The 11,404-nt window shown below is 63.1% G+C and carries 9 protein-coding genes; 7 read left to right on the top strand and 2 right to left on the bottom strand.

What is annotated here, in order from left to right:
• Positions 1–181: 181 nt before the first annotated feature.
• From AC1D1F_RS05870 to AC1D1F_RS05855, 4 genes are all read left to right on the top strand, one after another.
• Complete coding sequence (locus AC1D1F_RS05870) at positions 182–1,240, top strand: porin (protein ID WP_477677141.1); 1,059 nt, start codon at positions 182–184, stop codon at positions 1,238–1,240.
• A gap of 358 nt (positions 1,241–1,598) precedes the next feature.
• Positions 1,599–2,771 carry a porin gene (locus tag AC1D1F_RS05865; protein WP_477697017.1) on the top strand — a complete coding sequence of 391 codons (1,173 nt, stop codon included), beginning with the start codon at positions 1,599–1,601 and terminating at the stop codon, positions 2,769–2,771.
• Between the two features lie 233 nt (positions 2,772–3,004).
• The gene (locus AC1D1F_RS05860; protein WP_477700670.1) at positions 3,005–3,823 is read left to right on the top strand and encodes a DUF3047 domain-containing protein; all 819 of its coding nucleotides are present in this window, start codon (positions 3,005–3,007) and stop codon (positions 3,821–3,823) included.
• Positions 3,824–3,857: 34 nt separating this feature from the next.
• Positions 3,858–5,204 (top strand): M20 aminoacylase family protein, encoded by a 1,347-nt coding sequence (locus AC1D1F_RS05855; RefSeq protein WP_477677145.1) that lies wholly within the window; start codon positions 3,858–3,860, stop codon positions 5,202–5,204.
• Between the two features lie 17 nt (positions 5,205–5,221).
• Here the strand turns inward: AC1D1F_RS05855 and AC1D1F_RS05850 are convergent, their stop codons facing one another.
• Both AC1D1F_RS05850 and zwf read right to left on the bottom strand, forming a co-directional pair.
• Positions 5,222–6,067, bottom strand: coding sequence for a MurR/RpiR family transcriptional regulator (locus tag AC1D1F_RS05850; RefSeq protein ID WP_477677146.1), 846 nt, complete (start codon positions 6,065–6,067; stop codon positions 5,222–5,224).
• A gap of 2 nt (positions 6,068–6,069) precedes the next feature.
• Positions 6,070–7,551 carry a glucose-6-phosphate dehydrogenase gene (gene zwf / locus AC1D1F_RS05845; RefSeq protein WP_477697169.1) on the bottom strand — a complete coding sequence of 494 codons (1,482 nt, stop codon included), beginning with the start codon at positions 7,549–7,551 and terminating at the stop codon, positions 6,070–6,072.
• A 141-nt stretch (positions 7,552–7,692) separates the two neighbouring features.
• Here zwf and tal point away from each other — a divergent pair, with 141 nt between their 5' ends.
• The 3 genes from tal to AC1D1F_RS05830 all read left to right on the top strand — a co-directional run bounded on the left by tal (position 7,693) and on the right by AC1D1F_RS05830 (position 11,142).
• The gene (tal, locus tag AC1D1F_RS05840) at positions 7,693–8,640 is read left to right on the top strand and encodes a transaldolase (protein WP_477677147.1); all 948 of its coding nucleotides are present in this window, start codon (positions 7,693–7,695) and stop codon (positions 8,638–8,640) included.
• 3 nt (positions 8,641–8,643) lie between these two features.
• Positions 8,644–10,191 (top strand): glucose-6-phosphate isomerase, encoded by a 1,548-nt coding sequence (gene pgi, locus AC1D1F_RS05835; protein WP_477677148.1) that lies wholly within the window; start codon positions 8,644–8,646, stop codon positions 10,189–10,191.
• A 90-nt stretch (positions 10,192–10,281) separates the two neighbouring features.
• On the top strand, positions 10,282–11,142 hold the full coding sequence (locus AC1D1F_RS05830) for a DUF3047 domain-containing protein (protein ID WP_477677149.1): 861 nt from the start codon (positions 10,282–10,284) through the stop codon (positions 11,140–11,142).
• The last annotated feature ends 262 nt before the right edge of the window (positions 11,143–11,404 follow it).

Here is an 11,404-nt window from a genome sequence, read left to right as displayed (position 1 = left end):
CTGGTACGGCATGACACCTAGCAGTGTGGTCAGGGGCCAACAATCGGGCGTGAATTTTGCTAATGGAGCGATAAGGGCTTTGTGTGATGTGTGACAGATCGATTAAATCGGCCTGGGGTCGATCAGAAAAGCCCTTTGAATGTTTGCGTTTTTTGTGTTCCCACCTTTTTGGAGATTTCTAATGATGAAGAAAAGCCTAGTTGCCCTGGCAGTGCTGGCCGTTTCCGGCGTGGCCTCCGCGCAGTCCACCGTGACCATCTACGGCCTCGTGGACGCTTGGGTCGGTACCGTCAAGGACAACAACCTCAGCCGCACCGGCGTGAACGTCCCCCACCCTTTCTCCGGCAGCGGCGGCGGTCTGCAGACCAGCCGTTTCGGCCTGAAGGGCTCTGAAGACCTCGGTGGCGGTATGAAAGCCAACTTCCTGCTGGAAGCCGGCTTTGACCCCAGCACCGGCGCCGCCAACAACTACACCAACCCTTACACCAACGCGGTCTCCACCGCGGTCTTCGGCCGCCAGTCCTGGATGGGCGTTTCCGGCGGCTTCGGTGAATTGAAGCTCGGCAAGATGTGGACCCCGTACGACATGGTCAAGGGCTCCGGCGCTGCTGGCTTTGACTCGCTGCTGTTCGCGCCTTCCACCAGCGTGTGGGCCAGCAACAGCTACCAGGACCGTCCCGGCAACTCGATCTACTACGAGACCCCCAACTTCGGCGGCTTCTCCGCTGCCGGTATGTACAGCTTCGGTGAAAACAAGACCGCCGCTGTCAGCGCCGGCAAGATCGCCAGCATGAACGTTGCCTACGCGAACGGCCCCATCGGCGCTTCGCTGGCTTACCAGACCGAAAAAGCCACCGGCAACGCCACGGCCATCAAGTACACGCAGTTGAACGGCTCCTATGACTTCGGCGTGGTCAAGCTGCTGGGCGCCTACGGTAACGTGAAGAACGGCACCACCCCGATCACCGGCGTGGCAGCGGACAAGACCAAGGAATACCAGATCGGCCTGGACTTCCCTGTCAGCAGCGCCCTGACGCTGTCCGGCGGTTATGCCCGCTCCAAGAGCACGCTGCTGGGCGGCGTTCCCGACCTGAAGCGCACAGGCTACGGTTTTGCTGCCCTGTACGCGCTGTCCAAGCGTTCGAACCTGTACGCTGGCATCCAGACCGGCAAGGAAACCGGCGGCGCGACCGAGCGCAAGACCAGCACCTACGGCGCTGGCATTCGCCACACGTTCTGATCAGTTTGACCTGACTTGAACCCCGCCTCGTGCGGGTTTCCTGGAAAGCCGCTTCGCTGAAGCGGCTTTTTTCATTAAACGGCCGGCATCAGAGCGAAAGCAGGATTTTTGGCAAGAGGAAATCCCCGGTTCTTGCGGGCGTTGTTTCTTTCCCACTTTCTGCCATCCATTTGTGGCTTGAGCGCAACGGGTTGTTGGTTTTTTTGGGCATTCCTTTGCGAATTGAAGCCCAGTCTGGTGCAATAGAGCCAACTTCCCGAAAGGGGGTTGGCCCGGGTCTCTGGTGGAGCCACGAGGACGCAAGTCCGCAAATGGTCCCCGTGCCGGAGCCCTATGTTTAACCTTGGAGAAACTCTCAATGAAAAAGACCCTTATCGCTTTGGCCGCACTCGGCGCTATGGCTGGTGCAGCACAAGCTCAGTCGACCGTGACCATCTACGGTCTGCTCGACGCCAACGTCGGCAGCTACAAGACCAACCAGGTCAGCGGCGCTGCCATCACCGGCATCAGCCAGGCCAAGATTGACTCCGGCGGCCTGAACGGTTCGCGTTGGGGCATTCGCTTCAGCGAAGACATCGGCGGCGGCACGGCTGTCATCGGTAACCTCGAAAGCGGCGTCAACCTCGACGCAGGTTCTTCCGGCCAAGGCGGCCTGCTGTTCGGCCGTCGCGCCAACGTGGGTATCTCCAGCGGCTTCGGTACCGTGACCATCGGTCGCAACTCCAGCTCCTACGACGACGTGTCTGCTGACCACGCCATGATGGGCGCTACGCTGTTCGATCCTTCGAACACCAACAACGGCTTCAGCACCGCTCAAGCTGGCGCCATCGGCACCCTGGCTGGCAATGCTGTCCTGCTGAACCACAACGGCAACGGCTCCGGCGCCCACGTGACCTGGGTTGGTTTCAACACCCGCTTCAACAACAGCGTCAAGTACGTTTCCCCTAACTTCGGCGGCTTCACCGGTTCGTTCATGTACGCCTTCGGCGAAGACAAGACCTCCGCTGTCAGCGCAAGCAACACCGTGTCTGCCAACCTGAAGTACGCAAACGGCCCTCTGGTTGTGTCCGGCGGCTACCAGTCTGAAGGTGCTGCCCGCACCGCAACGACCAAGCCAGCTCTGACCAACACGCTGCTGAACGTTTCTTATGACTTCGGCGTCGCCAAAGTCGGCTTCGGCGCCAACCGCGCCAAGTTCAAGGACGTCATCACTACGTTCAGCTCGACCGGTGTTGCAGTTGCTGCTCACGAACTGGGCGCACAAAAAGAGTACAGCCTGAGCGTTGCAGTGCCTCTGGGCGCAACGACCCTGAGCGCTGGTTATGCTCGCTCCAAGGGTGACGATCTGGGTTCCAGCACTGGCTGGGGCGTCCAGGCTCTGTACTCTTTGAGCAAGCGCACCACCCTGTACACGGGTGCCGTCAGCACGAAGAACTACTCTGGCGTGGCTGCGAACACCATGGTGATCGCTCCTACCAGCAGCATCACCCGTACCACGACGATCGCAGCTGGCATTCGCCACACGTTCTAATTTGAAGCTGGCTTAACGCCAGTTTCTTATGAAGATCAAAAAGCCGCCCCGGGGAAACCCGAGGCGGCTTTTTTTATGGTTGAAATGACTGCAGTGCAAATTTTCGGATTTTTTGAAACCTTTTCTGCCCCGGCCGCGTTGAGCTATCTAGCCTCATCACCTGTTTTCCTATGACCCTGTTGTCTCATTGTTTTTTCTCGCGTACGTTCCGTGCGATGACGGTTGTCGCTTGCGTGACCCTGCTGGTGGCCTGTGCGGGAGTAGGAACTTCCGGGCCGGCAAGCAGCCAGGATGTGAACTGGGCCTCGGCGTCGCCCGCAAGTTCAAACTCAAATTCCTCTTCGATCCCGGATACCGTCAAATGGCAACACTGCGCATTTCCGGGGAAAAAGTCCACGCACTATCGCGCGGTGCGGCTGGATGGGCGTGAAGCCGTTTTCAGCGAATCCGACAGCGCCGCCAGCATGCTGCGGCAACAGTTGCGGGTCGAGCCTTCAGACCTGGGCAAACTGGGTTTCTCCTGGAAGGTGCCCATGATGATCGCCGGCGCCGATATGACGCAGCGCGACAGTGACGATTCCCCGGTGCGCGTGTTGCTCGCCTTCGAAGGCGACCGTTCGAAGTTCTCCGCCAAAAACGCCATGCTGTCGGAACTGGCATTGGCCCTGACGGGTGAGCCCTTGCCCTACGCGACCCTCATGTATGTGTGGGGCACGCACAGCGCGCCGGAAAGCGTGGTGATCAACCCCCGCACCGACCGCATCCGCAAGCTGGTGCTTGAGTCCGGGCCGGCGCGGCTTGGCCGCTGGCTCGACTACGAGCGCGACATCCGCGCCGACTATGAAAAAGCCTTCGGTGAAGCGCCGGGCGCGCTGGTCGGTATTGCCATCATGACGGACAGCGACAACACGCGGCAAAAAACCAAGGCATGGTATGGCCCGGTCAGCCTGGTGAACAAGCCTTTGAAAGTCACGGCCGTTCCCGCTGTGACCGCCGCATCGGCCCGGCTTTTACAAAGCCCTGTGTTTGCACCGCCATCCCATCAAGATTAGTATTTCCAACAGCTGAACTCGGAATCTCACTGACATGCGTGCTCCGGCCACCCTTCCAAATATTCCAGGTGCCTCATCCCTCCAGTCCGCCGCAGCGGCGGATATCGCCGACAGCGCGGATCGCCCGCCCCAGCTGCGTGCCAGCGGCAGGGCCTTCGCGCAAATCGTGCAGTACCACCCCGAACTCACCGCTTTCCGCCGCGACCTGCATGCCCACCCCGAACTCGGCTTCGAAGAGGTCTACACTTCCAGCCGTGTGGTGCATGCGCTCAAGCTGTGCGGCGTCGACGAGGTGCATACAGGCGTCGGCAAGACCGGTGTTGTCGCCGTCATCAAGGGCCAGCAAACCGCCAGGTCCGGCGGGTCTGGCGCAAGGCCCATGGTGGGCCTGCGCGCCGACATGGATGCGTTGCCCATGACCGAGCACAACGAGTTCGGCTGGAAGTCTTCCAAAGTCGGGTTGATGCATGGCTGCGGCCATGACGGCCACACCACCATGCTGGTGGGCGCCGCCCGTTATCTCGCCGAAACGCGTAACTTCGCCGGCGATGCGGTACTGGTGTTCCAGCCCGCGGAGGAGGGGCGCGGCGGGGCCGACGCCATGATCAAGGACGGCCTGTTCGAGCGCTTTCCCGTGCAAGCGATTTACGCCATGCACAACTGGCCCGCGATGCAGCCCGGCACCATCGGCATCAACCCCGGCCCCATGATGGCCGCGGCCGACCGCATCACCATCGAGGTCACCGGCAAAGGCGGCCACGGCGCGCACGCTTACCTGACGGTGGATCCGGTGCTGGTGGCCGCTCACATCATTACCGCGGTGCAAAGCATCGTGTCGCGCAACGTCAAGGCCATGGACAACGCGGTGATCAGCATTTGCGCCGTCCGGGCGGGCGACCTGGGCGCGATGAGCGTGGTGCCCGAGACCGCCATGCTGGTGGGCACCGTGCGCACGTTCAAGCCCGAAGTGCAGGATCTGGTCGAGCGCCGCCTCAAGGAATTGTGCGCGGCCGTGGCCCAGGGCTTCGGCGCCACGGCCACCGTGAAATACGAACGCATCTACCCGGCCACCATCAATTCGCCCGCCGAGTACGCACTGGCCACCGCCGTGGCGGACCAGCTCGTGGGTGCGGAAAACGTGGTGAGCAACCTCGAACCCAGCATGGGCTCGGAAGATTTTTCCTTCATGCTGCGCGTCAAGCCGGGCGCCTACCTGCGCCTGGGCCAGGGCGAGCAGCTGCCCGACGGCAAAGGCGGCACCACCGGCGGCATCGGCAGCCGCTTTCTGCACAACAGCTGCTATGACTTCAACGACAGCGTGCTGCCGCTGGGCTCGGCGCTGTTCGCCGGCATCGTGGAGCGTTCGCTGCCCCTCGCCTGATACCGCGGCGCTACGCTTCAAGCGTAGCGCTTGTTGCGCAGGTTGTTCTTCATTTCCTTGAGCAGCGGCTGCAGCTTGCTGCCGATGCGCAGCGCCACGCAGGTCGCCAGGATGTCGATGATCATCAGGTGCATCAGGCGCGACACCATAGGGCTGTAGCGGTCGTAACCCTCGGGGTGGTCGGCCGTCAGGTGGATGTTGCCGGCTGCGGCCAGCGGCGAACCGGTGACGGTGATGACGATGGTGGTCGCGCCGTTCTTGCGCGCGATGTCGCAGGCGTCCATCAGGTCGCGCGTGCGGCCCGAATTCGAAATCACCACCACGCAGTCGCCCGGGCCCAGCAGCGAGGCGCTCATGACCTGCATGTGGCCGTCGCTGTAAGCGATGCTGGTGATTCCCAGGCGGAAGAATTTGTGCTGCGCGTCCTGCGCCACGATGCCCGAATTGCCAACACCGAAAAACTCGATGCGCCTGCCGCTGTTGTAGGTCGCCAGCAACGCGTCGGCGGCCCTTTCCACCGCCACCGAACTCGCATCGTTGCGGTACTTCAAAAACGCCGCCACGGTGTTGTCTATCACCTTGACCATCACGTCGCCGGTCTTGTCGTCGGCATCCACGCTGCGGTGGATGAAGGGTACGCCCTCACTGACGCTGCCCGCCAGCTTGAGCTTGAAGTCCGACAGGCCGTCATAGCCCATGCTGCGGCAAAAACGCACCACGGTGGGCTTGCTCACATGGGATCGGCTGGCAAGCTCGGTGATGGGCAAATTGGCAAAGGCCCGCGGGTCGGCCAACACGAGGCGGCCGACGCGTTGCTCGGCGGGAGCAAGAGAGGAGAGGGATGCCTTGATTCTGTCGAGCACGCTCAGCACTCCTCCGACCAACAATAGCCGTCTCTGGCAATCATCGCGCTCGAGGCACTCGGCCCCCAGCTGCCGGCGGCATAAGGCCGCGGCGCGCCGGAATCATTGCTCCAGCTGTCCAGGATGGGCTCGACCCAGCGCCAGGCTTCTTCCTGTTCGTCGCTGCGCACAAAGAGGTTGAGCCGCCCGTCGATCACGTCCAGCAGCAGCCGCTCGTAGGCACCCACACGTTCGGAGCCGAAGCGCTTGTCGAAGTCCAGGTCAAGCTGCACCGGGGCCAGCGAGGGTGTGCCGCGCGCGTGGCTGTTGCCGGAGCGCTGGTCGGCGCCTTGCGCCAGCAAATGCAGCTCCAGGCCGTCCTTGGGCTGCAGGTTGATCACCAGCCGGTTGGCCACGTTGGAGCCGGCCGTGGATGTCTTGAAAATCGCGTGCGGCGCAGGCCGGAAGTTGACCTCGATGTGCGCGTCGCGGCCGGCCAGGCGCTTGCCGGTGCGTATATAGAAGGGCACACCGGCCCAGCGCCAGTTGGCGATCTCGGTGCGCAGCGCGACAAAGGTTTCGGTCCGGCTGTCGGGCGGCACGCCTTTTTCGTCGCGATAGCCGGGCACCGGTTCGCCGTCGATGTTGCCGGCCGCGTACTGGCCGCGCACCACGTGCTGGCGCAGTGTTTCAGGCGTCCAGGCCTTGAGCGAGCGCAGCACCTTGAGCTTTTCGTCGCGGATGGCGTCGGCATGCGAGTTGATGGGCGGCTCCATGCCGATGGCGCATAGCAGTTGCAGCGCGTGGTTCTGCACCATGTCGCGTAGCGCGCCCGTGCTGTCGTAGAAGGCGCCGCGTTTTTCCACGCCCAGGTCCTCGGCGATGGTGATCTGGATGTTGGCGATAGTCTCGCGGCGCCACAGCGGCTCGAACAGCGAATTGCCGAAGCGCAGCGCGAACAGGTTCTGCACCGAAGGCTTGCCCAGGTAGTGGTCGATGCGAAAGATCTGCTGCTCACTCAGCACGCTGCGCACGGTCTTGTTGATGGCGCGGTTGGAAGCCAGGTCGTGGCCCAGCGGTTTTTCCAGCACCACGCGCGTTTGCGGGCCGTTGAGGCCGGCGGCGGCGATCTGCTCACACACCGTGGTGAACAGGCTGGGTGCCGTCGCCACATACATCACCACCACGTCGGCGGGCCGCTGCTGCAGTTTTGCGGCCAGCGCGGCGTAGTCTGCCGGGTTGGACAGGTCCATGCGCAGGTAGCCCAGCATTGCCGCGAAGCGAGAGAACTCCTCTTCGCTCGGGCGTTTGGCCAGCTCGACGTTGTCAAACCGGGATTTGATCAAGGCGCGGTACTGGTCGTCGGACAGGTCGTCACGCGCCACACCCACGATGCGCCCGCCCGCCGGCAGCGAGCCGTGGCGAAAGGCCTGGAACAAGGCCGGCATGATTTTGCGCCACACCAGGTCGCCGGTGCCGCCGAAAAGGATGAGGTCAAAGCTCATGGTAAAAAAGTGTCTTGGTAATTAAGTTTCACATTCTATGGGCATAATGGTAACTCGACCTTGAACCCCGTGCGATGCCTGCACCCAGGTGTCCAGCGGTGTTTCATCCGGACCACGCCCGCCTTTTGCCAGCACCCAGCCATGACCCAACTCGACGCCCTCAAACAGTTCACCACAGTGGTTGCCGACACCGGTGATTTCAAGCAACTGGGGCAGTTCAAGCCGCAGGACGCCACCACCAATCCTTCGCTGATCCTCAAGGCGGTGCAAAAGGCCGACTACCAGCCTTTGCTCAAGGACACCGTCGCCCGCTTCAAGGGCCGCGCGCTCGACGAAATCATGGACCGCCTGCTGGTGCGCTTCGGCTGTGAAATCCTCTCCATCATCCCGGGCCGCGTCTCGACCGAAGTCGACGCCCGCCTGAGCTTTGACGCCAACGCCACTTATACGCGCGGCGAGCGCATCGTCGAGCTTTACCAGGCCGAAGGCATCCACATCGACCGCGTGCTGATCAAGGTCGCCGCCACCTGGGAAGGCATACAGGCGGCGGAGAAGCTGGAGCAGCGCGGCATCCACACCAACCTCACCTTGCTGTTTTCCTTCGCCCAAGCGGTGGCCTGCGGCCAGGCCAAGGTGCAGCTGATCTCGCCTTTCGTCGGCCGCATCTACGACTGGTACAAAAAATCCGCCGGCGCATCGTGGGACGAAGCCGCGATGGCCGGTGCTAACGACCCCGGCGTGAAGTCGGTGCGTGAGATCTACAACCACTACAAACATTTCGGCATCGCCACCGAGGTGATGGGCGCGAGCTTTCGCAACGTGGGCCAGATCACCGCGCTGGCCGGCTGCGACCTGCTGACCATCAGCCCCGAGCTGCTGGCCCAGCTGGCAGCCTCCGATGCGCCACTGTCGCGCGCCTTGGACGCCAAGGCGGCCGCCGCGCTGGACCTGCCCGCTGTCAACTACGACGAAGCCGGTTTCCGCTATGCGCTCAACGAAGACGCCATGGCCACCGAAAAACTGGCCGAGGGCATACGCGCGTTCGCGGCCGACGCCGTGAAGCTCGAACAGCTGATGCTGGCGGCCTGAGCCATGGCCGTGCAGCCCCGCCCCCGCTGTGACCGCACGCCGGCCTGGGCCGCGCTGCAGGACTGCTTTGACACCCGCGGAAAATCCTTTGACCTGCGCCAGGCCTTCACGGCCGACCCCGGCCGCTTCGGGCACTTCAGCCAGGAGGCGCCGCACCTCTTCGCCGACCTCTCCAAAAACCTGATCGACGCCACCAGCGAGTCCCTGCTGCTGGAGCTGGCCGCGCAATGCCGGCTTGAGCAGCACCGCGACGCCATGTTTGCCGGCGAGCTGATCAACGGCACCGAGCAGCGCGCCGTGATGCATTTTTTGTTGAGGAGCCCGGCCGCCGGCGGCATGAGCGGCGACCTCGCGCGCGTGCATGAAACCCTGGACGCCATGCTGGCCTACGCGGAGCAGTTGCGCGCCGACACCGACATCACCGACATCGTCAACATCGGCATCGGCGGCTCAGACCTCGGGCCGCAGATGGCGGTACTGGCGCTGGCTGAATTCGCCATACCCGGCAAGCGTTTTCACTTTGTCTCCAACGTCGACGGCGGCGAGCTGGCCGGCGTGCTGCGGGGGCTCAAGCCCGAAAGCACGCTGTTCCTGGTCGCGTCCAAGACCTTCACCACCACCGAGACCATGACCAACGCGCATTCGGCGCGGCGCTGGTTCGAAGCCCAAGGCGGCACGGACGTCGGCCGGCATTTCGCGGCGCTCACGACCAATGTCGCCGCGGCGAACGCCTTCGGCATCAAGACGACTTTCGGCTTCTGGGACTGGGTGGGCGGGCGATATTCGCTCTGGTCGGCCATAGGCCTGCCGATTGCCATCGCCATAGGCGCGGCCGGCTTTCGTGAGCTGCTGGCCGGCGCACATGCCATGGACGAGCATTTCCGCACGGCCCCGCTGGCGCGCAACCTGCCGGTGCGCCTGGGTTTGCTTGATGTCTGGTATCGCAATTTTTACGGCTTCAGCAGCCGCAGCATCGCGCCTTACAGCAGCGCCCTGCGGCGCCTGCCGGCCTATTTGCAGCAGCTTGAAATGGAAAGCAACGGCAAACGCGTCGATGCCGAGGGCCAGGCCCTGCCTTTCGCCACCTCGCCCGTGCTATGGGGTGAGCCCGGCACCAACGGCCAGCACGCCTATTTCCAGATGCTGCACCAGGGCAGTTCGGTGGTGCCGGTGGAATTTGTCGCCGTCAAGCAAGCCGGCCACAGCCTGCCGGGCCACCATGACACCTTGCTGGCCAATGTGCTGGCGCAGGCTCAGGCGCTGATGCAAGGCAAGGAAGATGGAGGAGGCCACAAACATTTCCCCGGCAACCGGCCCAGCACCTTTTTGCTGCTGGAGCGGCTCACGCCCGCCAGCCTGGGTGCGCTGGTGGCGCTGCAGGAACACCGCGTGTTCGCCAGCGGCGCGATCTGGGGCATCAACAGCTTTGACCAGTGGGGGGTCGAGCTTGGCAAGGTGCTCGCCAAGGACATAGAGCCGCGGTTGCGCAGCGGGGATGTGTCCGGCCTGGACGGCTCGACGGCCGGCCTGCTGCGCAAAATCGCCGGCTGATTTGCACAAAACTGTGCGTTTTTCCATTGCGGGGCCGCGTGCTTCCGTGGTCAACTTGCCGCTTCGCCGATTTTTTCGATGACCCGCACCATGGCTTTACCCGTTCCGCCTTCCCGCGTTTTCCCTCATTTTTCGATCATCGCCACAGCGCTGCTCGCCGTGGCCCTCGTCACCGGCTGCGCAATCCGCGCGCCGGTCGATGCAGACGCCGACATCGACGAACCGGCCAGCCAGGGCGGCACCGTGGGCCTGGCCGAAGGCGTGACCGGCACGGCCTGGGCCGAGATGTCGGCGCCGCCCAAAGCTGGGGAACTCAAGCCTGACGACCTCAAGTGGGAAATATTCCGCGTGCCCGGCAAGCAGCCGGCCAGCTACAGCTATGTGCGCCATGAAGGCCGCGACGCGGTGCTCGCGAAGGCCGAGGCGTCCGGCAGCATCCTGCGCCATCGCTATCGCATCGAACCGGACCAGCTCGGCCTCGTGCGCTTCTCCTGGAACGTGCCGAACGCCGGCGCGGGCGCCAACCTCACCTTGCCGCAACTTGACGACGTACCGGTGCGGGTGGTGCTGGCGTTCGAAGGCGACCGTTCGCGGCTGTCGATGAAAAACTCCCTGCTGTCGGAGCTGAGCCGCCTGCTGACCGGTGAAGAGATGCCGTTCGCGACACTGGTGTATTCGTGGTCGCGGGTCAACCAGCCCGGCGAGGTCGTCGTCAACGAGCGCACCGACCGCATCCGCAAAATCGTCGTCGACTCAGGCGACCACGGCTACAACGAATGGCGCAGCTACGAGCGCGACATCCGCGCCGACTACCGCAAGGCTTTTGGCGAAGACCCGGGCGCCTTGCTGAGTTTTGCGGTCTTCACCGAAGGTGAAAAGAATGAGGGCCAGCTGCAGGCCTTCTACGGGCCGCTCAAGCTGGTGCCGGCTTCGGCCGTCGCGCGCAAGTAGCGCCGCGCCCGGTCGGCGCGCCTGTGCCCGCCTGATGTCTTTGGCCATTTGTGCGGATAGCCCAGGTTGACTTGACGGCCTGAACCGGCAGGGCCATATCACGCCCGCCTTGACAATTTGTTGCATCTACTGATGCGGCTTTTAGGGAAATTCCCACTCCTTTAATGCAACAAAGTATCAAGGTCCTTTGATCTGGTATCAAACCCGCCAGGAGGTTTCCCCAGAATGCAGTGAGCGGCAAAGCTGCCGTTTCGAACGACAT

The organism is Polaromonas sp. P1_H6 (assembly GCF_056405195.1).
Note: the sequence above shows the minus strand (reverse complement) of the source record. Positions and strands in the feature narration are given on the sequence as shown.